The sequence below is a fragment of the Nostoc sp. DSM 114161 genome, from assembly GCF_052692665.1.
This window is the reverse complement of the sequence record NZ_CP195141.1, coordinates 5,862,713-5,885,300: the sequence shown is the minus strand read 5'-3', so window position 1 is coordinate 5,885,300 and position 22,588 is coordinate 5,862,713. Positions and strand designations below refer to the sequence as shown.

15 protein-coding genes are annotated in these 22,588 nt (G+C 42.6%); 7 read left to right on the top strand and 8 right to left on the bottom strand.

Annotated elements, in window-relative coordinates; translation table 11 throughout:
• Positions 1-127: 127 nt before the first annotated feature.
• The 3 genes from NSTC745_RS24945 to NSTC745_RS24935 form a co-directional block, all read right to left on the bottom strand.
• Complete coding sequence (locus NSTC745_RS24945; RefSeq protein WP_445633363.1) at positions 128-3,283, bottom strand: efflux RND transporter permease subunit; 3,156 nt, start codon at positions 3,281-3,283, stop codon at positions 128-130.
• A 180-nt stretch (positions 3,284-3,463) separates the two neighbouring features.
• Complete coding sequence (locus NSTC745_RS24940) at positions 3,464-5,089, bottom strand: efflux RND transporter periplasmic adaptor subunit (RefSeq protein ID WP_445633362.1); 1,626 nt, start codon at positions 5,087-5,089, stop codon at positions 3,464-3,466.
• 695 nt (positions 5,090-5,784) lie between these two features.
• Positions 5,785-7,074, bottom strand: a complete 1,290-nt coding sequence (locus NSTC745_RS24935) for a glycosyltransferase family 4 protein (protein WP_445633361.1) — start codon at positions 7,072-7,074, stop codon at positions 5,785-5,787.
• Between the two features lie 550 nt (positions 7,075-7,624).
• Between NSTC745_RS24935 and glyS the strand changes: the two genes are divergently transcribed.
• Both glyS and murD read left to right on the top strand, forming a co-directional pair.
• A complete protein-coding gene (gene glyS, locus NSTC745_RS24930; protein ID WP_445633360.1) occupies positions 7,625-9,778 on the top strand; it encodes a glycine--tRNA ligase subunit beta in 2,154 nt (717 codons plus the stop codon).
• Positions 9,779-9,861: 83 nt separating this feature from the next.
• The gene (murD, locus tag NSTC745_RS24925; protein ID WP_445633359.1) at positions 9,862-11,373 is read left to right on the top strand and encodes a UDP-N-acetylmuramoyl-L-alanine--D-glutamate ligase; all 1,512 of its coding nucleotides are present in this window, start codon (positions 9,862-9,864) and stop codon (positions 11,371-11,373) included.
• A gap of 61 nt (positions 11,374-11,434) precedes the next feature.
• On the opposite strand, the gene NSTC745_RS24920 is transcribed toward murD, so the two are convergent.
• Together NSTC745_RS24920 and NSTC745_RS24915 are read right to left on the bottom strand one after the other, a co-directional pair.
• Positions 11,435-12,250 carry an SDR family oxidoreductase gene (locus NSTC745_RS24920; RefSeq protein ID WP_445633358.1) on the bottom strand — a complete coding sequence of 272 codons (816 nt, stop codon included), beginning with the start codon at positions 12,248-12,250 and terminating at the stop codon, positions 11,435-11,437.
• A 62-nt stretch (positions 12,251-12,312) separates the two neighbouring features.
• Positions 12,313-12,699: a hypothetical protein gene (locus NSTC745_RS24915; RefSeq protein WP_445633357.1), complete on the bottom strand. Its 387-nt coding sequence runs from the start codon at positions 12,697-12,699 to the stop codon at positions 12,313-12,315.
• A gap of 607 nt (positions 12,700-13,306) precedes the next feature.
• Here NSTC745_RS24915 and NSTC745_RS24910 point away from each other — a divergent pair.
• Complete coding sequence (locus NSTC745_RS24910) at positions 13,307-13,540, top strand: helix-turn-helix domain-containing protein (RefSeq protein ID WP_445633356.1); 234 nt, start codon at positions 13,307-13,309, stop codon at positions 13,538-13,540.
• A 133-nt stretch (positions 13,541-13,673) separates the two neighbouring features.
• On the top strand, positions 13,674-18,104 hold the full coding sequence (locus tag NSTC745_RS24905; protein ID WP_445633355.1) for an ATP-binding protein: 4,431 nt from the start codon (positions 13,674-13,676) through the stop codon (positions 18,102-18,104).
• A gap of 80 nt (positions 18,105-18,184) precedes the next feature.
• Here the strand turns inward: NSTC745_RS24905 and NSTC745_RS24900 are convergent, their stop codons facing one another.
• Positions 18,185-18,622 carry a DUF6918 family protein gene (locus tag NSTC745_RS24900; RefSeq protein WP_445633354.1) on the bottom strand — a complete coding sequence of 146 codons (438 nt, stop codon included), beginning with the start codon at positions 18,620-18,622 and terminating at the stop codon, positions 18,185-18,187.
• Between the two features lie 498 nt (positions 18,623-19,120).
• On the opposite strand from NSTC745_RS24900, the gene NSTC745_RS24895 reads away from it, so the two are divergent.
• Positions 19,121-19,330, top strand: coding sequence for a hypothetical protein (locus NSTC745_RS24895; RefSeq protein ID WP_445633353.1), 210 nt, complete (start codon positions 19,121-19,123; stop codon positions 19,328-19,330).
• A 9-nt stretch (positions 19,331-19,339) separates the two neighbouring features.
• Here the strand turns inward: NSTC745_RS24895 and tsaB are convergent, their stop codons facing one another.
• Positions 19,340-19,987, bottom strand: coding sequence for a tRNA (adenosine(37)-N6)-threonylcarbamoyltransferase complex dimerization subunit type 1 TsaB (gene tsaB / locus NSTC745_RS24890; RefSeq protein WP_445633352.1), 648 nt, complete (start codon positions 19,985-19,987; stop codon positions 19,340-19,342).
• 372 nt (positions 19,988-20,359) lie between these two features.
• Between tsaB and NSTC745_RS24885 the strand changes: the two genes are divergently transcribed.
• The gene (locus tag NSTC745_RS24885; RefSeq protein WP_445633351.1) at positions 20,360-21,187 is read left to right on the top strand and encodes a HEAT repeat domain-containing protein; all 828 of its coding nucleotides are present in this window, start codon (positions 20,360-20,362) and stop codon (positions 21,185-21,187) included.
• Here the strand turns inward: NSTC745_RS24885 and NSTC745_RS24880 are convergent.
• Complete coding sequence (locus NSTC745_RS24880; protein ID WP_445633350.1) at positions 21,124-21,438, bottom strand: cation-transporting P-type ATPase; 315 nt, start codon at positions 21,436-21,438, stop codon at positions 21,124-21,126. The genes NSTC745_RS24885 and NSTC745_RS24880 overlap by 64 nt on opposite strands.
• A gap of 485 nt (positions 21,439-21,923) precedes the next feature.
• On the opposite strand from NSTC745_RS24880, the gene NSTC745_RS24875 reads away from it, so the two are divergent.
• Positions 21,924-22,145, top strand: a complete 222-nt coding sequence (locus tag NSTC745_RS24875) for a DUF4327 family protein (protein WP_445633349.1) — start codon at positions 21,924-21,926, stop codon at positions 22,143-22,145.
• Positions 22,146-22,588: the final 443 nt, after the last annotated feature.

Here is a 22,588-nt window from a genome sequence, read left to right as displayed (position 1 = left end):
TTGCGGCTTTGCGCGGCAGTCGCTCATAGGGAGCGACTGCGTTGGGTGGCTCTGCCGACAGCCAAGCAACTGGCGTGGAAACCCCCTACGTACCCGTCGCTGCCTTGCCTTTGCGTGAGATTAATTCCTATTTTTCTTCAACCAAAGATGATTGCAATTCTTGATGCCGTTTTGGTTTAATCAATCGCTCCGTGGCGCCCTTAATTACAATATATAAAATCGGCACCACAAACAAACTCAAAAAAGTAGCAATTAACATCCCACCAAAAACAGCAGTTCCCAAAGATTGACGGCTACTCGCCCCCGCACCTGTGGCAGTAACCAAGGGGAAAATCCCTAAAAGAGTAGAAAAGGCTGTCATCACAATTGGACGTAATCGCTCTTGTGAAGCTTCAATAGTTGCTTTGGTAATGGAAAATCCTTGCTCCCGCAATTGGTTAGCAAATTCCACAATCAAGATAGAATTCTTACTAGCCAAACCAATCAACATTACTAGACCAATTTGACAATAAACATCGTTGGGAAAGCCTCGCATCGATTGAGCTACCAGCGCTCCAAAAATAGCTAAGGGAACTGACAACATAATAATGAAAGGGTCGATGTAGTTTTCGTACTGAGCAGCTAGTACCAAAAAGACAAACACCAATCCTAACCCAAAAATCAGAGGTGCTAAACCACCAGAATCTATTTCTTCTAGGGCAGTTCCCGACCATTCGTAACCAAAACCTGGAGGTAAAACTGCTTGAGCAGCTTGTTCCATTGCTTTAATAGCATCTCCAGAACTAGAGCCGGGAGCAGCAGAACCATTAATTTCAATTGAGCGGAACAAATTATAGTGATTTATCGTTTGCGCTCCCACAGTTGGCGTCACTTTCACTAAGTTACTCAAAGGAATCATTTGATTTTTTTGAGAACGAACGTAGAGTTTACCAATATCTTTGGGATTAGAACGAAACTGTTCATCTGCTTGGATATAAACGCGATAATTACGTTGCTGGAGATTGAAATCATTCACATATTGCGAACCCAAAGCAGTTTGTAAAGTACTGAAAACATCATCGATGGGAACTTGCAGTGATTTGGCTTTATTGCGGTCTACTTCCACAAATAATTGTGGTGTATCTGCGGCAAAGGTACTGAATACAGCTTGTAATCCTGGTGTTTGATTGGCGCGACCGAGTAATTGCCCCATCGACTGCACCAAATTTTCTAAACCACTATTACCTCTGCGGTCTTGCAGCTGAAAGACGAAGCCGCCAAAGTTGCCTAAACCCTGAATTGGCGGTGGATTTACCGGAAAGACCCTTGCTTCTGGGATAGACAATAACTTTCCCTGTAATCTGCCAATTATCGCTTTTACTGTTTGATCGGGTCTTGGGCGCTCGCTCCAAGGTTTTAAAGTTGTAAATATGATACCGCTGTTAGCAGTGCTACCGCTAAAACCAAATCCTCCCACGGCGAAAGTTCCTAGTATTTCTGGAATTTGCAGGATTTCTTTTTCTACCTGTGCCATAACATCGCTGGTATATTGCAGCGAAACGCCTTGTGGCCCTTGGATAATTGTGATGAAATAACCCTCGTCTTCGTCTGGAAGAAAGGCTGTAGGTACTGTGGTGTAAAGCCAAGCAGTCATTCCTAAGGAGACGATAAACAACCCAATAACAACGCTTTTGATGCGTGTGAGATAATTGAGCGATCGCTTATAGTTATGCTGTGACCAGTCGAGAACCCGATTAATCTGGTCGAAAATCCAACCCAGCCAGCCTGAAGTTCTTTGTCCTTGACGCAGCAATAATGCACACAAAGAAGGTGTCAGAGTCAAAGCCAAAAAAGTCGAAATTGCAATGGAAAAGGCAATGGTAAGAGCAAATTGCTGATAAAGTGCGCCTGTGGTTCCCGGAAAGAACGCCACTGGGACAAACACCGCCATTAACACCAGTGAAGTTGCAATCACCGCTCCAAACAATTCCCTCATTGATTCGCTGGCGGCTTGGGTAGGATTGATACCTTTGTCCTTAATAAACCGATTGATTTGCTCTACTATCACGATGGCATCGTCTACCACCATCCCAGATCCTAAAGTTAGACCAAACAAAGTCAAACTATTCATCGAAAAGTTAAAAACTTTGACGAATGCAAATGTCCCAATTAAGGATAGTGGAATTGTTAACGCTGGAATTAAAGTAGTTCGCCAGTCCTGCAAAAACACAAAAATTACAATCACAACCAGCACTATGGATTCAATCAGACTCTGGAACACTTCTGCCAAGGACTCTTCAACAAACATAGTTGTATCAAAAGCTACCTCGTATTTCATCCCTGGGGGAAAACTCGGAGCCAATCGCGCCATTTCGTCTTTCACCCCTCTGGCTACATCCAAGGCATTACTACCAGTAACCTGATAAATTCCTAAACCGATGGCATCTTTACCAAGAAATCGCAGAAATGTATTGTAATTTTCTGCGCCTAGTTCTGCTCTGCCGACATCTTTGAGCTTAACTAATGTGCCATCATCTTCTGTTTTCAAGACAATTTCGTCAAATTCTCTGGTATCTGTTAATCGACTGGCAGCACGCACATCAATTTGATATCTTTGTCCTTGCGGAGCTGGTTCTTGCCCAATTCTCCCTGCACCCACCTGAATATTTTGCTCGGATAAGGCATCTGCCACATCTTGAGTTGTTAATCCCCGGCTAGCCAGCCGATTCGGATCTAACCACAAACGCATGGCATAGCGGCGTTCGCCAAAAACTTGGGCATTACTGACACCTTTAACTCTTTTTAAGGCATCTGCAATGTAAAGGTCAGCATAGTTGCTTAAAAATGTATTGTCGTATTCGTTATTTTCCGCGAATAAACCAATTGCCAAGAGAATATTGCTAGACTCTTTTGATACTTGGACTCCCGTGCGTTGTACAGACTCTGGTAATTGCGGTTGGGCAACAGAAACACGGTTTTGCACATCTACAGCGGCAATATCTTTATTCCGCGATGAATCAAAAGTAACTGTAATGGTACTAGTACCGTCGTTACTGCTGCTGGAAGTGATATATCTAAGTCCCTCAACGCCGTTGATTTGCCTTTCTAAAAGATTAGTAACGCCACTTTCTACGACTTCGGCACTGGCTCCGCTGTAGTTGGAAGTGACAGTGATTTGGGTAGGACTAATTTCTGGGAACCTGGCGATCGGCAGTGTAGCAATACTGATTAATCCTATTAAAAGGATAATAATGGAGCAGACCGACGTAAAAATTGGCCGCTTAATAAAAAAGTCAACAAACATAATTTAGAAAATTGGGCATTGGGTATTTGGCATTGGGCATGGGGCATTGGGCATTGGGCATTGGGTATGGGTAAAGGGAAAGGGGTATGGTTCGACAAGCTCACCAACCGGGGAAAAAGGGAAAGATTAAATCCTTTTCCCTTTTTCCCCTGCCCCCTTGTCCCCCTTGTCCCAGTTCACTTAAAAATTCCGACTACCGACTGTTTCCGGTGCAGGGCTAATGGGGGCGCCATTGGTGAGGTTGAGGATACCAGAAACAACAATTTTGTCGCCAGGTTTTAGTCCTTCGATCACTTGATAACTATTGCCCTCAATAGCTCCCAGCTTTACGGGCTTTTGCTGAGCTACCAATTTTGGCGCTTCGGGTTTAGAGTTTGGCGCTGGTGCTTCAGCTTTTGGCGCTCCAGGTTTAGAGTTTGGCGCTGGTGCTTCAGCCACAAAGACGAATGTCTCTCCACCCAAACGAGATACTGCTGTTACTGGAATTAAAATTCCTGGGCGTTCGTCCCAAATGACTTTGGTTTGTACTGACTGGCGATTAAGTAGTTGCCTTGTAGAATTGCCAAAGTTGGCTTTGGCTAGAACTGTTTGGGAATCTAAACTCGCATCTGGGGAGATGAAGCTGACTTTACCTGTGGCTATGGCTTTGCCTTGGGCGTCGAGCATTTGTACTGGTAATCCCAAGCGCAACTTTTTGGCTTCTTCTAGGGGAACGGAAATATTCAGTTCTAATGAATCATTTCTAGTTAATGTGGTGAGCTGATCTGCTCTTTGTACGTAATCTCCGACTTTTGTGGGAATATCACCAACAATGCCAGTAAAAGGAGCTATGACTTTTGTATATTGCAGTTGCACTTGGGCAGCTTGGACTTGGCCTGCTGCTTGAGTAACTTGCGATCGCGCTTGGGCAATTTCTTCTGGGCGAGAGCCATTTTCCAACTGCCTTAAGTTCTGTTGCTGTTGTTCTACAGCGGCAGCTAGCTCATTAATACTAGAGTTTCTACTTTGGCGGAGTTGGTCTAAACGTTTCTGGGCTACTACGAGGTCAGCTTCAGCACTCCGCTGTTCCTTGACATATCCTTCTAAGGTATCTTGGGAAACTGCACCTTCTTTTCTCAATTGCTCGTATCGTTTGGCTCGTGACTGTGCCAGTTCCAAATCAGATTTAGCTGACTGGATTTGAGCCTCAGCCTGAGCAATTTCTTGTGGCTGCGCTCCTGCTTGGGCATCTCTAAGACGAGCTTGGGCTTGGGCTAACTGCGCTCTAGCTTGGGCAACTTCTTCTCGCCGGGTACCCGCTACAAGTTCGGCAAGACGCGCCTGGGCTTGTTGGAGTGAGCCTCTAGCTTGTAATAACTGAGCTTGGGCATCATCGCTTTGCAAGGTAAAAATAACTTGCCCTTGTTGTACTCGGTTGCCCTCTTGGACGAAAATCTGGGTAATTCGTCCTTCAATCTGTGGCTTAATGAGTACCGAACGAGGAGCCTCTAAGGAGCCAAGAAACTGGGAACTTTCTTGTGTAGTTTCTGTCTCCACAATTGCTAGCTTCACGGGAATTGCCGGAGGTTGAGCGGGAGCGGCCTGATTACCCGATGCTCCATTGCTAGCACTGCTAGTTTGCCACCACCGCCAACCAAAACCAACACCTGCGATTAACAGGATAATTCCCAACACTACAGGCCAACGCCGCTTTTTAGGTGATTTGGGCGATCCTGGTAAGGGTCTGGACTCTTGACTGGAATCATTAACAGCAGGCTGTTCTATTTCAACAGGAAAGGAAGATTCAGGGAACTCAGAATTGGACATTTTCGTTTTCTCGTCTTGTGAATCTAGACTTGAGCAATCTTACTTAGGTCAACGAGGAGGACATTGGTCAAACAGGCCAAACAGGGCATTAGGTATTGACAGGTGTGAGAAGCTTTTTGTATTTTTCCCACACTCCCCCGTCTCCGTTATATTTGCTACCCTATATCTCTGCCTCTGAGGCGAAGCAACATACCTATAAAACTATGCAAAGATGGTTTCAAATCAATATCTGAGCGCACTGTACCTTTCTCCTCGCCGTTTTTTTAATACACAACCAACTGTTTGGGCAGTAATTTGTCAGTCTTGTATCACCTCAAATGTGCAACCTGGTGTTAGGTTTTTCATAAGTGTTTGCAAGTACTTGCTTGCATTTCTATGTAAGTATTAGGCTGCATTATGACTACATAGTAAAGAAGATTGGTAATGCTAAAAATGAGTTTACCCTTCTTAAGTAGTAGTGAATATCGATCTGAAGGAAGATAAAGAGTAGCCAATCACTAAGTTATTTGAGATCTATTTAATCAAGATTGCGAGTTTCATTGATTTATCCTCACCAAGAACGAACCACAATCGGCGTTTATTGATCCAGAATCTTCTTTTTAATCGATTTCGACTTCCTACACTTAGGTCACCCGATCGGGTGATTTAATTTTCCCAGATTTGGGCGATGAAGGGGAGGCAGGGGGGCAGAAGTTTCAACCATCTACAATAGATTTGTTGGAATCCAATTTTGGTAATATACTTTGTATTGATTTTTGATTGGTAACAATCTGAGAAAATAGCCACTCATAGCGATCGAGTGCTTGCTCTAAGGTATAGTTTGCTTCGGCGAACTGTCTGCCTACGTGACCTAGCTTGGCTGCAAAAGTCGGATTGGTATATAAATCCTGCACTGCATCTGCTAAAGCCTGGGGTGATTCTGGCTCCACAATTATGCCACCACCACTAAGTGCGATCGCTCTAGCAGCAGTACCACTGGCCGGAACTGAACCCACAATCGGGCGACCACTGGCCAAAAGCAGTGGTATTTTTGAAGGCATATTGAATGAAATTACATTGTGTTTTTGCACAATCAGTCCCACATCTGATGCTGCTAGCATGTCTGGTAATTTTTCTCGTGGTTGCAAAGGTAGCAGCAAAACATTATCCGCTCCATTTAATAGACAATATTCTTGTAACCTCTGCAATGCTCTTGATTCACCAACGATCGCAAAGACAATATCCTTGAGATGACGCAAGCAAATTGCTGCTTGTATGACTGTTTCTAAACCTTGTGTGAGGGCAATGTTTCCGCAATAAAGTACGACAAATTTCCCATCTAATTGATGTGCAGTTCTCCAGGAGTTATCGTGTTTGGGTAAGGGACGGATGAAATTTATATTCACCCAATTGGGAATACAAACAATTTTATTAACAGGTACTCCCTTATTTACTAAATTCTCACTAAACCCATCAGCAATCACACTAATTTTTTGTGCAGTTCGATATGCAAATTTTTCTAAGGCTGCAAGAGTGCGGATCGTCCATTTGTTTTTCAGCAGCCCAACGCGCACGGCGGCTTCTGGTAATATATCTTGCACATTCAGAATTAGCGGGCAGTTGTATAAATAGCTAAATATTGTTGCTGGTAAAATACCTAGTAGAGGTGGAACTGTTAGAATTATCGCATCTGGGCGATCGCCTTTAAAAGCTTGCGGTAAACTTGTGAAAATAAAGCTCAACTCCAATAAAAGTCGATCTACAACGTTGGGTTTAGACTTAATTCGCACGTAACTTCGTTGGATTGTAACACCATTTTTTCGTTCGGTTACGTACCATTTACCCCGATACTCATCGTAAATCCGTCGCTCAGGATAATTGGGCATTGCAGTGATTACTCGCACTTCATGACCTCGCTTTACTAGTCCTTCTGCCAATTCAGTCATTAAGGGAGCAATTCCAATCGGCTCTGGATGGTAGTTGTAGGAATAGATCAGAATGTGCATGAGCTATTTTTGAAGTTGGTGAAAACAGCCAAAGATTAGCAAATTGATTGCTTGCAAATGGGCTGCTGTTTTGTATTATTTAACTTAGGTTGCGAACAGGTTATGATTTATTTAAATCACAATTGCATTGCAGACTATTTAGAAATTTTCTAGGTAAATTTTAACAGTTATTAACTATCAATTCTGAGTTTTTTCTGCTTGGATCGAGTCCCTCCACTGTGCAGTTATCAGCTACTAGTTAACTGTTCGCTGAATTTAACTTTTTCACCATAGGGGTGATGACTTTGAACTAATTAAAATGGGAATTTAATCGTTAAATTTACTCATAGGGGATTGTAGCATCATATTTAATTCCGTGCATGAAACCCGCATTCCGGCTTGGAAAGTGGCACATGAAGCATTGTGAACTACACCACCCTGTAGGAGAGATGAGGAATTTTGCCGAATTACTTAAAAGTGTTTTACAGCCCATACGGCAGCATTGCGGCAAGGTAAACTGTTGGAATCAACTGCATAAAGTTGAGCTACGCAAACTTAAAAAAAGTAACCTATGCCTGCTTTTTTATTAGAAATTGGTACAGAAGAACTACCTGCAAGCTTTCTCAGTGATGCCTTAGTGCAATGGCAAGAGCGCATTCCCCGAAGTTTGGAAGCAAACAGCCTCAAGGTCGAAAGCGTCGAGGTATACGGGACTCCCCGACGTTTGGCGGTATTGATTAAAGGTCTACCATCCCAGCAACCAGACCGGGAAGAAGAAATTAAAGGGCCTCCTGCTGCTGCTGCTTTTAAAGATGGTCAGCCGACCCAAGCAGCAGTGGGTTTTGCCAAAAGGCAGGGTGTGGAAGTAGATGCGCTGTCTGTTCGTCCGACTGATAAAGGGGATTTTGTGTTTGTGCAAAAAAGAATTTCTGGGCGTCCTGTGGCGGAAATTTTGACAGAACTGATTCCCCAGTGGATTTGGGGCTTGGAAGGAAAGCGGTTGATGCGTTGGGGTGATGGAGATGCGAGATTTTCCCGACCAATTCGTTGGCTTGTGGCTTTGTTAGATGATACGGTGCTGCCTTTAGAATTGGTAAATGGTTCTAAAACGATTCAGAGCGATCGCATTTCCCAAGGTCATCGCGTCTTACATCCTCAACCTGTGACAATTGCCCAGGCTACAGATTATGTTACCACCCTCAAAGAAGCCTACGTTACCGTTGACCCAGAAGAACGGGCAAATTTAATTACAGAGCAAGTAAATAAGGTAGCAGAAAATTTAGGTGGACATACAGTAATCTACCCCGATTTATTAGAAGAAGTCATCAATTTGGTGGAATATCCTTCGGCTGTTGTCGGGAAATTTGAACCAGAATTTTTGGAATTACCAACTGAAGTAATTACTGAAGTTATGGTAACTCACCAGCGCTACTTTCCTGTCTTCAAATCAGGTAATCTTCAGCAAGAATTACTGCCGAATTTTATCACTATTTCTAACGCCGATCCCCAAAAATCAGATATCGTTGCTGTGGGTAACGAACGGGTGATTCGTGCTAGATTAGCTGATGGCAGATTCTTCTACGAATCCGATTTAACCAAGCCATTAGAAAGCTTTTTACCAAAGTTAGAAACAGTCACTTTTCAAGAACAATTGGGATCTTTGCGTCTCAAGGTAGATAGAATAGTTAAAATTGCCGAGCAAATAACTAAGCAATTAGATTTAACAGCAGAGCAAAGCCAAAAAATCCACCGCGCCGCTTTATTATCTAAAGCAGATTTGGTTACTCAAATGGTGTATGAGTTTCCAGAGTTGCAAGGCATTATGGGAGAAAAATACGCCTTAGCCAGCGGTGAAGATAGTGAAGTAGCAAAGGCAATTTTTCAACATTACTTGCCAACGGGAGCAGGTGACAATTTACCCGAAACGCTCACAGGTCAAGTCGTCGGTTTAGCAGATAGATTAGATACTTTAGTGAGTATCTTCGGTTTAGGTTTAATTCCTTCCGGTTCTTCCGATCCTTTTGCTTTGCGTCGTGCTGCCAATGCAGTAGTAAAAATTACTTGGTTTGCTAATTTACCAATAAAATTAGATGACTTACTATTGCAAATAGCGACAGATTTTGCAGCAAAATATCAAAAAGATCTGGCATCATTAACAGCAGCATTACAAGAATTTTTCTTACAGCGAATTCGGACTTTATTGCAGGAAGAAAAACAGATTGATTACGACTTAGTGAATGCAGTTTTGGGAGAAAACGATCCAGAATATACAGAGCGGGCATTAAAGGATTTGTTAGATGTACGCGATCGCGCCTTATATCTGCAACAAATTCGTAACGATGGCATCTTAGATACCATCTATGAAACCGTTAACCGTTCCACACGCTTGGCCGCCCAAGGCGATCTAGATACAAAACAGCTACAGCCAACAGCCATAATCCGTGAAGAACTATTCCAAAAGCCTTCCGAAGTGGCTTTGTATAATGCCTTGGTAGATTTAGTGCCAGAAACTCAAGCAGCACACGAAACCAGAAACTATCAACTGTTAGTAGCAGCCCTGACAAAAATTGCTCCCACAGTTAGTAACTTCTTTGACGGCCCGGATAGCGTTTTAGTAATGGACTCCGATCCAGAAATTAAGCGTAATCGATTACATCTGTTGGGATTAGTCCGCAATCATGCCCGCGTTTTGGCTGATTTCGGAGCAATTGTCAAAAATCTGTAGCGTAGGTCAACAAAAAGTTGTGTAATTTTTGCTAATAAACGTTAGTATAAGGAGTGCTTAACCAGGGATCTCTGCTGCAATCTATGTCCAGAGCTACTGTAATTGGATTTGGAAAGTCCGGTGTTGCTGCGGCGAGATTGTTGAAACGGGAAGGTTGGGAGGTGGAACTGACTGATTCCGCTAGCGCCGAGAGCTTAGCTGAACGCAACACCTCCGAGACCCTTCTCCAACAACAACAAGAACTCACTGCCGAACAAATAACCGTTAAACTAGGTCAATCCCCAGACTTGAATGGTGCTAATTTACCAGAATTAATAGTCGTTAGTCCTGGCGTGCCGTGGGATGTTCCTGTATTAAATAAGGCACGGGAACTAGGGATTGAAACCATCGGCGAAATGGAACTCGCTTGGCGACATTTGCAACCTTTACCTTGGGTAGGAATTACCGGCACTAACGGCAAAACCACCACCACATCTTTAATTGCCGCCATTTTCCAAGCCGCAGGCTTAAACGCACCTGCTTGCGGTAATATTGGCTATGCTGCTTGTGAGGTTGCTCTGTCTTGGAAGGGAAGAGGAGCAGGGGGAGCAGGGGAAAGATTTGATAACTCCTCATTCCTAACTCCTAACTCCTCACTCGATTGGATAATTGCTGAAATTAGCAGCTATCAAATAGAATCTTCAACGTCTCTGGCACCTCGGATTGGTGTGTGGACGACTTTCACGCCGGATCATTTGGCGCGGCATAAAACTTTAGAAAATTACTACAACATCAAAGCCAAGTTATTGAGCCAGTCTGAGTTACAAGTATTTAATGGCGACGATGCTTACTTGAGCAAGCTGGGTTTGAGTGCTTGGCCGAATGCTTATTGGACTAGTGTCAAAGGCAAAGATTCTCTGATTAGCGAAAAAGGCTTTTATATTGAAGATGGCTGGGTTGTAGAAAAGTTAACTGCTACCTCTGCACCAGAACGGATTGTAAAAGTATCTGCTTTGCGGATGGTGGGAGAACATAACCAGCAAAATCTCTTGATGGCAGTGGCTACGGCGCGGTTAGCGGGAATTAATAAAGATGCGATCGCTCGTGCAATAGAAGAATTTCCTGGAGTTTCCCATCGTTTAGAACATATCTGCACTTGGGAAGGCATTGATTTTATTAACGATAGCAAAGCTACAAACTACGATGCTGCCGAAGTTGGCTTGGCATCTGCGAACAGTCCAGCGATTTTAATTGCTGGCGGAGAAGCGAAAGCAGGCGATGATACTGCTTGGCTAGCACAAATTCAAAGCAAAGCTGCTGCTGTCTTATTAATTGGCTCTGCTGCACCCGCATTTGCCCAACGCCTGCAAGAAGTAGGATATTCTAGTTACGAAATTGTGGAAACTATGGAAAGGGCAATTCCTAGAGCGGCAGAATTAGCTAAGCAGTATCAAGCAGCTGTAGTTTTGCTATCTCCTGCTTGCGCGAGTTTCGACCAGTACCCCAATTTTGAGGTGCGGGGCGATCGTTTCCGTCAGTTGTGCCTTGATTGGGTGCAAAACTCCAAGCCCAACATCAACTTCCAGACTCAAACAATTCTCGTCAACAGTCCATAGTTCAAATTTTGGGTTGACTGTTGACTGTTAACGGTTAACAGTTAACAGTCAACAAAAATTATTAATGACTTTTGTCAATAATCCGATTCATATACCAGTTAATTACCGGAGCTAGCAAGCTGTGGAACCTGTTAAGCAATGTCATTTCTAGTCCCGGAGTGATTACGAATGAGTTTTTCTTAATACCTTGGACAATCTCAAAAGCCACTTTCTCAGCACTCCAAATCTTGGCAGTGCCAGTAATCATTTGCGTTTCCAGAGGTTTAGTCTTGTTTTCCTCTTCAAGTTGTGGGGTATCAGTATCGGGAGGATAAACAATCGAGACGTTAATTCCGCTCAATTTCAACTCGCCGCGCAGGGACTCCGCTAAACCCCGTACAGCAAACTTGGTAGGACTATATGGTGTGTAACCATAGATACCAATTAAACCCGCACCAGAAGAGATGAGTACGATATTACCCTGTCGCTGTTGTTCCAAAGCTGGTAGTGCCGCCCTAATGCAGTAAAGCGAGCCAAAGTAATTGACTGCCATTGTGCGTTCAAAAACCTCTGTTGAGAGTTCTTGAAAATAACCAGGTTGGGCAACACCAGCAGAGGTAATTAACAAATTAACAAAGCCGATTTGGTCAATAGCTGTCTTAATCGCTTGCTCGGCTTGAATTCGATCCGCTACATCTGCTGAAATGGCAATAATGCGCTGATTTGGATGTACTCTTAGTGCCTCTATTTCTGCTTTTGCAGCCTCCAGCTTGGTTTGACTGCGAGCAACAATTGAAATATGTGCGCCCTCGTTAGCTAACAGTTGCGCTGTTGCTTTACCGATTCCACTTGAGCCGCCAGTAATAATAGCGTGTTTTTGGTCAAAATTTCTACTCATAATTTTGAGGATAACCTTGAAAGAGTCAGCCCTCAAGACCTTAACAGCTAGTTTTTCTGAGCCTATTTATGAAAATTTTCTAGCTTGTTTGGATTTACCCAACGATTCACAAATTCATTTTTATTTTTGTATACCTTAATTTGCACTTCCTTGGAACCTAACTTGACCACTTCTGCGGGAATTCTCTGGATATCAGCAGAATCACCACGAGCTTTGTAAAGCCAAATAACTTTTTGACCCACTTCAAAGTAGTCAGGATTGCTAGTTAAGGAAAGTGTTGTTTTTGCCCAAGTGGGAGGAGAAGCAATTGCTAAGTTGAACAGAAATACTAATAACACTAGAGTAATTTGGAAAAATTTGATGTTCATTACAGTTAGTAAATCTTTAGAAAAATCTGGAGTAATAATTGCTACAAAAGGTTGAGATTTTTCGTTTATTGCTTTTATCAAAATTGATTTTTAAATTGCACGTCTTTCATAAATTTTATTTCAGTAACTTAGTAGTATTACTTGGCTGACTCAATGTTAGTTCAATTTTTATTTGTGAAAATTGTGATTTTTTTTGAAAATTTGATGATTTGTTAGGTTAAATTAAGTAAATACAATTTAGGAGTTTCTCTAATCTGTAATTTTGAGTTACTTCTAGAATAAACAAGCTTTCAAATATAATCAAATATTATTCTTTGTTAAACCCATAAATTCAACTAATCGTAATCTAAATAAATTGCTCAATACAGGTAGCTATTCACAATAGTTTTCATGAAAATGAAGTAGAGAAGCTAAATCTTAGAGCCAAAAATCAATCTTGTTGCGCTCGACAACTTTGGCTATGATAATTTACTAAATATGGTGTTTCTGAGTTTTGATGAGTTTTGTCATCTAATTTTTGGGAGCGATCGCACTACATCAGCTTGTCTACTCTAACTAATGGAAAAGCTGTTTAAATTATAATCTCTATCTCAAGAATAATTGACGGCAAATAGCGCTTTGACGTAAACATTAGATATATAAAGCATTATAAACTTTGATTTACCTGCTTCATAGTAGAAGCCTACTTGTGGCAAAACAATCCTATATTAGTAAGCTAGTTCATGCCCTGCGGCAAAAATCGAATCTGTCTCAAGAAAAGTTTGCCGCCAAGTTTAGTGTCGCGTTTGCAACAATAAACCGTTGGCAAAATAGACGCGCAACACCCTCTGTTTTGGCAATGCAGGGTATTAATCCCTTACTCAATGAGTTGGGCGATCGAAGTAAAATTCTCCAAGGGACATACTTTGGAGAAGAAGAGTAAGCTTGTTTTATGGTGCTGAGTTCAAAATCAGAATCGCCCTCAACGCTATTTGGGCCATACCAAAAAGATTTTGACCGGCAGATGACCACAACTGTAGCTTTCTACCCGACCCATGACTAATCGAGAGGAACCAATGAAAAACGAGTCAACGTCAGCAAGCAACGCCGACGGTAATTTCCTTCTCGGTGGAGGTGAAATGGGGGCGCGGATGCGAGAACTCGACTGGTCGCAAACCTCCCTTGGCCCAACACAGCATTGGCCGCAGAGTTTGAAAACTGCGGTGCGGATTATGCTCACTTGTCGTCAACCAATGTTTGTCTGGTGGGGCGACGAACTAATTAATCTTTACAACGATCCTTACAAAGCTATTATTGGTGGCAAACATCCACAAGCACTCGGTCAGCCAGCTTCCCATGTATGGCGGGAAATTTGGGATCAGGTTGGCCCTAGAGCAGAATCAGCGATGCTGAAAAACGAGGGTACTTACGACGAAGCACTACTGCTGATTATGGAGCGTAATGGTTACCCAGAAGAAACTTATTATACTTTTTCCTATAGCCCGGTTCCCAATGATGAGGGCGAGACGGGCGGGATTATCTGTGCCAATACAGATGACACACAACGCATCATTAGCGAGCGTCAGTTAAAACTATTACGAGAGTTGGCAACCAGGACAGCAGATGCACGGACGTTTGATGAAGCCTGTACCCTCAGTGCCAGTTGTCTGGAAACCAACCCTTATGACTTACCCTTTGCAATGATTTATTTAGTCGATCCAGATCGACAACAAGTTTTTCTCGCCAGAACATGCCGCATCGAGCCAAACCACATCGCAGTTCCACAAACAGTTAGTCTCAATTCTGATGCAATTTGGCCTTTTGGGGAAGTGATGACAACCCATCAAACAAAACTGGTTGACATTGTAGCAGCGGATTTTGGTAACTTGCCTTGTGGGATATGGGAGCGCTCCCCACATCAAGCAGTAGCTGTACCCATTGCACCATCGGGTGAAACTGGCAAAGCTGCCATCTTAATTGCTGGCTTAAACCCCTTCAGGCTGTTTGACGACAATTACAAAGGATTTATGGAACTAGTTGCAGCTCAAATCGCAGCTAGCATTGCCAACGCTCAAGCTTACGAACAAGAGCGCAAACGGGCTGAAGCTTTAGCAGAAATCGATCGCGCCAAAACTATCTTCTTTAGCAACGTCAGCCACGAGTTTCGTACCCCATTAACTCTCATGTTAGGGCCGCTAGAAGACACCTTGGCCAGTTGTGGCGATTTGTTACCACCCAACGAACAAGAGCAGTTAAAAATGGTGCAACGTAACGGACTGCGCTTGTTGAAACTAGTCAATAGCCTCCTAGATTTCTCGCGTATCGAAGCCGGACGGGTTCAAGCTTCATACGAACCCACCGACCTCGCCACTTTCACCGCCGAATTAGCTAGTGTTTTTCGTTCAGCGATTGAACGCGCAGGAATGCGGTTATCAGTTAATTGTCCTCCCCTACCCGCACCAGTGTATGTAGATCGCCAAATGTGGGAAAAAATTGTTCTTAACCTGCTGTCTAACGCCTTCAAATTCACCTTGGCAGGAAAAATTACGGTGAATTTGCGGTGGGTGGGGGAAGAGGATGGGGGGACAAGGGGACAAGGGGACAAGGGGACAAGGAGAGAAGTTGGATCGGAGGACAAGGGGATAAGGGGACATGAGAATGTAGAGAATTTATCACAAACAATCTCCGCGTCTCCCCCTCTCCCTGTCTCCGCGTCTTCTTTCGTAGAATTGTCGGTGCAAGACACAGGAATTGGCATTCCAACAGGAGAAATTCCTCATCTTTTTGAACGATTTCACCGCGTCAAAGGAGCGCAAGGACGAACTTTTGAAGGATCGGGAATTGGATTGTCACTGGTGCAAGAATTGGTGAAAATGCATGGTGGAACTGTCCAAGTAAGCACTGTTCTAGGAGCAGGCAGTTGCTTTACTGTGTCGATTCCTACAGGTTATGCTCATTTGCCTCCAGACAGGATTAGCGCCCCTCAAACTTTAGCTTCAACAGCCTTAGGTGTAGCGCCCTATATAGAAGAAGCCTTGCGTTGGCTACCTGAAGAGGATGGGGAGCAGGGGAGCAGGTGGTCGCCGAGCGAAGCCGAGGTGGGAGCAGGGGAGCAGGAGAGTCTAATTTCCCCTCTGCCCCTTTCCCCCTCTGCCCCTGTGCTTAAAACTGCCCGCATCCTGCTAGCTGATGACAATGCTGATATGCGCGATTATGTCAAGCGGTTGTTAAGCCAGCATTATGAAGTGGAAGCAGTGCCCAATGGTTTAGCTGCTTTGAATTCTGTTCGGGAGCATCTGCCAGATTTAGTGCTGACGGATGTAATGATGCCTTTCTTAGATGGCTTTGGATTGTTGCAAGCATTACGAACCGATCCGCAGACGAAAAAAGTTCCGATTATTCTGCTGTCGGCACGGGCAGGAGAAGAGGCACGGGTGGAAGGGTTAGAAGCTGGAGCTGATGATTACCTGATTAAACCCTTCTCAGCCCGTGAATTGTTAGCACGGGTAGAAGCAGCCTTAAAAATGGCTCGTCTGAGACAGGAGACAATGCAACGGGAACAAGAGCTACGGTTTGAAGCGGAGGTAGCAAAAGCCCACTTGGAGACAGTGTTAGCTGGTATCCAAGACCAGTTCTTTGTATTGGATCGCGAGTGGCGCTACATCTTTGTCAATCAACGGGTAGCAGAAGTTGTGGGTTTTTCAAAGGATGAGTTGCTGGGTAGGAGCATTTGGGAGATATTTCCAGATCTGGTGGAAACTGAATTTTATACCCAGGTTCATCGGGCGATCGCCGAACAGACTGTGGTTCGTTTTGAATACTTTTATCCTAAATGGAATCGCTGGTTTGAGAATCGGATCTATCCCTTTAATGAAGGAGTATCAATCTTTGTTACAGATGTCAGTGATGTCTACGAGGAGCTACGCTTACGCAAACAAGCCCAAGAGGCACTTCGAGAGAGTGAGGAACGCTTTCGGCTAATGGCAGATTCAGCACCGACATTAATTTGGATGGCTGGGATTGATAAAAAATGTAATTATTTTAACAAAACATGGTTGGACTTTACTGGACGAAGCATAGAGGAAGAGATAGGCAATGGTTGGACTAAGGGAGTGCATTCGGAGGATTTACAATATTGCTTAGATACTTATGTGAATGCCTTTGATACCCATCAAGGGTTTCAAATGGAATATCGACTCAGACGCTTTGATGGGCAATACCGCTGGATTTTTGATGTAGGTGTACCCAGATTTACTGCCGAAGGAGAATTTTTAGGCTACATCGGTTCGTCTATTGATATTACGGAACGCAAGGCAGCAGAATCAGAACGCGATCGCCTGCTACAACTTGAGCAAGCTGCCAGAACCGAAGCCGAAAGAGCCAACCGCATCAAGGATGAGTTTCTAGCGGTGCTTTCCCATGAATTGCGATCGCCCTTAAATCCGATTCTCGGTTGGGCAAATTTGCTAAAGACTCGTGAGTTTGACCGAGCCGCAGTAAAAAAAGCGATCGCCACCATTGAGCGTAATGCTAAATTACAAGCTCAGCTCATTGAAGATTTGCTCGATGTGTCTCGTATCTTACAAGGCAAGCTCAACCTGAATATGTTTCCTGTCAGTTTAGTGCTTGTAATTGATGCAGCATTGGAGACAGTGCGTTTGGCAGCAGAAGCTAAAAATATTCAAATTAATAAAACCCTCGATACTTCTGTAGAGCGAGTTTTGGGCGATTCCGGTCGTTTACAACAAGTAATCTGGAATTTGTTATCGAATGCTGTAAAATTCACCCCTGAAGAAGGGAAAATTGAGATTCAACTCCAGCAGGTTGACACTCAAGCTCAGATTACCGTCAGCGACACAGGCAAAGGGATCGCGCAGGAATTCCTTCCTTATGTGTTTGAATATTTCCGTCAAGCTGACAGCACCACAACGCGAAAGTTTGGTGGCTTGGGGTTAGGCCTAGCAATTGTCGGTCATTTGGTAGAACTACATGGGGGAACGATTTGGGCAGAAAGTTTAGGCGAAGGGCAAGGAGCCACTTTCACAGTCAGACTACCCTTAATCAAAAAAGATTTAAGTAAAAAACAAGACAATAGCATTACCGATTCTGATGTTTCCCCCGCAACTGAAATTCTTGCGGGCATCAAAATTTTAGTTGTGGACGATGACACAGATACTCGTGAATTCCACACATTTGTCCTCGAACAAGCTGGAGCAAAGGTGACTGCTGCGGCATCTGCTTTGGAAGCACTACAAGCCTTGGCACAGTCAAAGCCGGATGTTCTGGTGAGTGATATCGGAATGCCAGAAACAGACGGCTATATGCTGATGCGCCAAGTTAAAGCATTGCAGGCACAGGATAAGCAGATTGTGGCGATCGCTTTAACTGCTTATGCAGGCGAAATCAACCAGCAAAAAGCCCTAGAATCAGGATTTCAAAAGCATATATCTAAACCCGTAGAACCAGACGAGTTAGTCAAGGCAATTGCTACTTTGATTGGGAGATAGGAATGGAAGGTGTTGACTGAGGAGTTAGGAGTTAGGAGTTATTCTCCTTGTCTCCCTTGTCCCCCAGTCCCCACTCCCCATCATCCGTTGGCATACTTGTCGATGATATTAGCTAAGTCTGGTATGGCCTCTTCGACGTGTTTTTTGGCTGAGCCGCGAAGCTTTTCATAAGTTCCTCGCACGATTTGGCGTTTCACAGTTTTGAGCCTCGCGTCAGTTACGCTTAAAAGTGCATCTGCTGTATCTGATGAATTTGCAATCACGTACCCCACCGGGTCGCCCTTCTGGACGCCTTCATTCCAAATGGGATCGATAGCTGTGAAACACTGGGGCAAAAGTTGTTCAACGGCATAGGGTATGTATCCAGGTTTGATACCCTTTAAGGCCCCAAAGGCAGCTTTCAAAGCCATACCGCTGATACCTGACTTAGAAGCAACTTGTGTTTCGAGTAGATTGCAGCAGTCTTCTACGACCATAGCTTTTTTGTTTGAGTTCAAAAGTTCGTCGCTAAGTCCCATTTCACTCCTCCTGAGAAATCCAGTACTTAATTGTCATTCGACTAATTTTTTAGCAAGCAGCAAGTTACAGAAAATGGTATCTGAGATGCCATTATCAGTCCTAAAGATAACCTTGCTGTGCTGTTCAATGGTAATTGTAAAGTTAGCTATAACCTAAATTAGGTAATCGTAGTATCACATCATGAGTTCAAATTTAGGTAAATACAATTGTTTTTTCGCATTCAACTAAAAATTTTATACTAGTTAACTAATTTGAGGTCAAACAGCATATAGATGCCTAACCAGCTGTTGAGAATTCTAGCAAATACTGAATTTTTTGAACATAATTCATAGCTAAATTACTATCAAGCAATATACTAAACTTTAAAAAAAAATCACTCTGATGACAAGTCTGTGCCAATAGCATGTACAATTTTTACTTAAAATTTAAACGATGCTAGACAATGTGTGAGCAACAAGTTTCACTTTACTCCTGTAATTTCTAGTAGGTGTAAGGCTATGATTTCTCAAGATTATGATTCAATTTCCGATGTAAATGACCTGTTGAGAAAAATCAGAATCAAAGAAAGTCAGCTAAAAATCGCACAAGACTCTGATATGGCGAACGTAGTTACAGCATTACAGACTCAACTGTTAGAACTACGGGATCGATTATCAGAGTCACCAGACTCTGAATTACAAGCATTGATGAGTTTGTTGGACGATTGAATGTTCTAGTTAAACTTCTACTGGATGTTGTCCATAATAAGGCAAAGCCTCAGACCAATGAGGAGACTTGCCGTGTTGCCAATCGAGTTCTGCTAGTTCCAGAATACTTGTTACTGTTGCTGCTAACCCAGATTGGGCTTGAATCAGCTGATAACTAGTGTTCCAATTGGCTAAAGTTTCCTGCCATTTTTCTGGTGTCATAACTGTATCCGGCAATAAGGCTATTAGCTCAGAAGCATCTGGGATAAATTGATAGATAGCAGCAAAAATTTGACCTCGTTGTCCTGGCATTTCCACAGCAAGAGTTGTTGGATTTTGATTTTTGCTTGCCTCTGACCAAGCTACCGCAGCCAAAGTCGAAATTGCAAATACAGGAATAGCTAATTGTTGCCCCAAAGTTCGGGCAGTTACGACACCAATACGAGTCCCAGTAAAGCCGCCGGGGCCTTTTGCAACTGCGATAAATGACAAATCTGCCCAAGTTTGTGGTTTGATAAATTCGATTAGATATTGATGTATTAAGCTAGATAAATCGCGCCCTAAATTCCAAACTTGAGAGCGAGTATCCCCTGAAAAATTACTAATTGCTATACCTAATTCTGGCGTCGTGGTGTGCAGTGATAAAGCATATTTGGTTGTGAGAATTTTCGTTGACATGAACTATAAATTTATACTAGATTGAGATACAGGATTTTGTAAAGAAATCAAGTGATTCAGCAGACAATCCTAAGCTATAAGAATCATATTTGATTTGGTGAAAAAATCTCAGTAGGGTGTGTTAGCGATAGCGTAACGCACTATTCCAAACTTGTGGTGCGTTACGCTATCGCTAACACACCCTACCTGTATTTCAAAAATCAAATACTAGTCCTATATTAGGCTTTGAAATTGCACAGTCGCTGATGAAGTTCGTTAACAGATGAGGGTTAACTGTCAACAGTTCAAGGGGCAACATCATTGTAAAATCTAGCCAGGTAAAGGTTTGGGAGGTAAAGACCCCCTTGAAAAATTTAGAATTTATGAAAACCAATGAGCAACCAGCAAGAGCAAGACAATATTAATTTTTTAATTCAACAACTACACACAAGTCAGGATAACTCAGTTCTCAAACAGGTTGCTGAACGTTTGGGGTTTTTGGGTGCTGGGAATGCAGATGTAATTAATGCCTTAATTGACCTAGTATACACCACCCAAGATGAACCTACGCGCTGGGTAGGAATTCAAAGCTTAGGCAAAATTGGTACTGGTAACAATGATGTAATTCAAACACTAATTAAGCAACTCAGTACTGTTCAGCCACCTACCCGTAGGGTAATAGCACAGAACCTAGCGAAAATTGCTGTTTGTAACGAACAAGCAATTACGACTCTGGCTAACCTAGCACGTAACACCTCTGATGAAGTAACTCGCGAAGCCATTGCTTATACCTTGGGGTACATCGATAAAGGTAGCCAGGATGCAATTCAAACTTTGATTTATTTAATACACAATAGTTCTTATGATTATACTCGTAGAACTTCTGCTAAGAGCTTAAAACGCATTGAGGATACTAGTCAAGATACTATCAATGCCATAGTTGAAACTGCGAGGACTGCACAAGAATATCGTACTCGCTGTACAGCATTATCAATTTTGGAACAAATTGGAGTGGGAAATACTGATGCAATCAATAAATTAACAGAAATGTTATTATCTGGTAATTATGAGCCTATTAGAAACTATAAAAAACATTATAGTCAGGGATTAATTGCTCATACTATCGCAAAAATGGATTATAAAACTATAATTAGGCCCTACCTCCTGCCCTTTTTTAGTTCCGTCGAACTCACGTTAAAACAGGGTTCAACAGTGAGGTAGAAGGATTTGCCATTTCCTACCTCCTCTTTCTTGGCCTGTGATACCACCCATAACAAAAGCGCCATAAAATGAGTTAATTGGTCAATAAAACGCAAGATTAAAAGGCGTGTTTGCGGTTCTGGCAATTCGTTGTAACCGTATTGTTTGATGCGTAAATTAGCTTCAACCTCGCTCAGTCCTTGGGGAGTCGTTGTTAAATTGTTGTAGACTTCTTCAGGTGTGAGTGACCAAATCGCATGATGTGAGTTCATAGCTACATTTTTTGGTTCAGTAAGCTAGTAAATCTAGTGGTTTCTGATATCAAAATGCTTGTGCTAATTCGATTCGTTGGTATGAAGTTAGAAAAAAATTTTGAGGAAGTTGTGAAGTCAAAACAGAATCATAAGTCACAAAGTAGTTCCAATGAGCTTTGTACACTACCAAGCTTTTTTTATCCTTACTTACAAGGCAGAATGTAATATCAAACTCCGACAACACTTAATATCAATTAAGACATTGACACGGCAACATATAGGGACGCGGAGAGTTTAAAATTATCAGTAATTAACCAGCTTTTATAGCAAAGGATTTAGATATTAAACATACCATAATCCATAGATCCTTTTAAAGGGCAATAGCTGATAAAATTAAATTTTAATCTTCACAAAATCCTCAAACATTTTTGATAGGTTTAAATTAGAGTCCAAATGTTGATGCTTAGGCTGAACCTGCCTAGTTAATATTGAGGGGTTTTGTTATGGATACTCTTGTTAAGTATGATATTCAAGCTATCAAAGATGAAGCACGCGAACTCGTTAACAAAGGAGCAATTCGTCGTCATGAGCCGATTTATACTCTGTGTAAATATATTCCTGGGCGTGATTGGGTTTGCGTTGAACTTGAGCTAGAAAAAAATGAATTTTTGCTTCGGGACAAAATTATAGATCTCTTAGGCCGTGAAGATTGGAGCGAAGACTAATTAAATTGCGATCGCTTAACTATATAAGAATCCGATTTGATTTGATTGGGTGAAAAAATTCTATACGCTTTAATCTTCTACAACCCTCTTGCCTGTTGGGTCCGTGCCTGCACAGATAAGTTCATAAATCAAATCGGACAGCTATTGAGTAAGTAATAACAAGAACAACAAAGTAGTCGTCACCTCACAAGTTCCTCAAATTATCTTCGTATAACCAAAGGTGTGAGACTCAAGAGGGAGTAAAAAACCAACACCAAGCCCTCTGGAGTAATGGAATGGGTTTAACTAATGTAATTTTAATGATAAGTGATTAGGCGGACACGATCTAAATTCAATCATGAATATGAGAAAATTTTTCAGTATTTCAACTGATTTCATAAGTAGATAGTAAAGCTACAAATTGTAGGGTATTCAAACGTCATAAGTGGGGAAAATATACCCAC

Bases quoted from the DNA above. Each gene is read 5' to 3' on its own strand.
- NSTC745_RS24945 (WP_445633363.1), bottom strand. From the start codon at position 3,283: ATGTTTGTTGACTTTTTTATTAAGCGGCCAATTTTTACGTCGGTCTGC.
- NSTC745_RS24940 (WP_445633362.1), bottom strand. From the start codon at position 5,089: ATGTCCAATTCTGAGTTCCCTGAATCTTCCTTTCCTGTTGAAATAGAA.
- NSTC745_RS24935 (WP_445633361.1), bottom strand. From the start codon at position 7,074: ATGCACATTCTGATCTATTCCTACAACTACCATCCAGAGCCGATTGGA.
- glyS (WP_445633360.1), top strand. From the start codon at position 7,625: ATGCCTGCTTTTTTATTAGAAATTGGTACAGAAGAACTACCTGCAAGC.
- murD (WP_445633359.1), top strand. From the start codon at position 9,862: ATGTCCAGAGCTACTGTAATTGGATTTGGAAAGTCCGGTGTTGCTGCG.
- NSTC745_RS24920 (WP_445633358.1), bottom strand. From the start codon at position 12,250: ATGAGTAGAAATTTTGACCAAAAACACGCTATTATTACTGGCGGCTCA.
- NSTC745_RS24905 (WP_445633355.1), top strand. From the start codon at position 13,674: ATGAAAAACGAGTCAACGTCAGCAAGCAACGCCGACGGTAATTTCCTT.
- NSTC745_RS24900 (WP_445633354.1), bottom strand. From the start codon at position 18,622: ATGGGACTTAGCGACGAACTTTTGAACTCAAACAAAAAAGCTATGGTC.
- NSTC745_RS24895 (WP_445633353.1), top strand. From the start codon at position 19,121: ATGATTTCTCAAGATTATGATTCAATTTCCGATGTAAATGACCTGTTG.
- tsaB (WP_445633352.1), bottom strand. From the start codon at position 19,987: ATGTCAACGAAAATTCTCACAACCAAATATGCTTTATCACTGCACACC.
- NSTC745_RS24885 (WP_445633351.1), top strand. From the start codon at position 20,360: ATGAGCAACCAGCAAGAGCAAGACAATATTAATTTTTTAATTCAACAA.
- NSTC745_RS24880 (WP_445633350.1), bottom strand. From the start codon at position 21,438: ATGAACTCACATCATGCGATTTGGTCACTCACACCTGAAGAAGTCTAC.
- NSTC745_RS24875 (WP_445633349.1), top strand. From the start codon at position 21,924: ATGGATACTCTTGTTAAGTATGATATTCAAGCTATCAAAGATGAAGCA.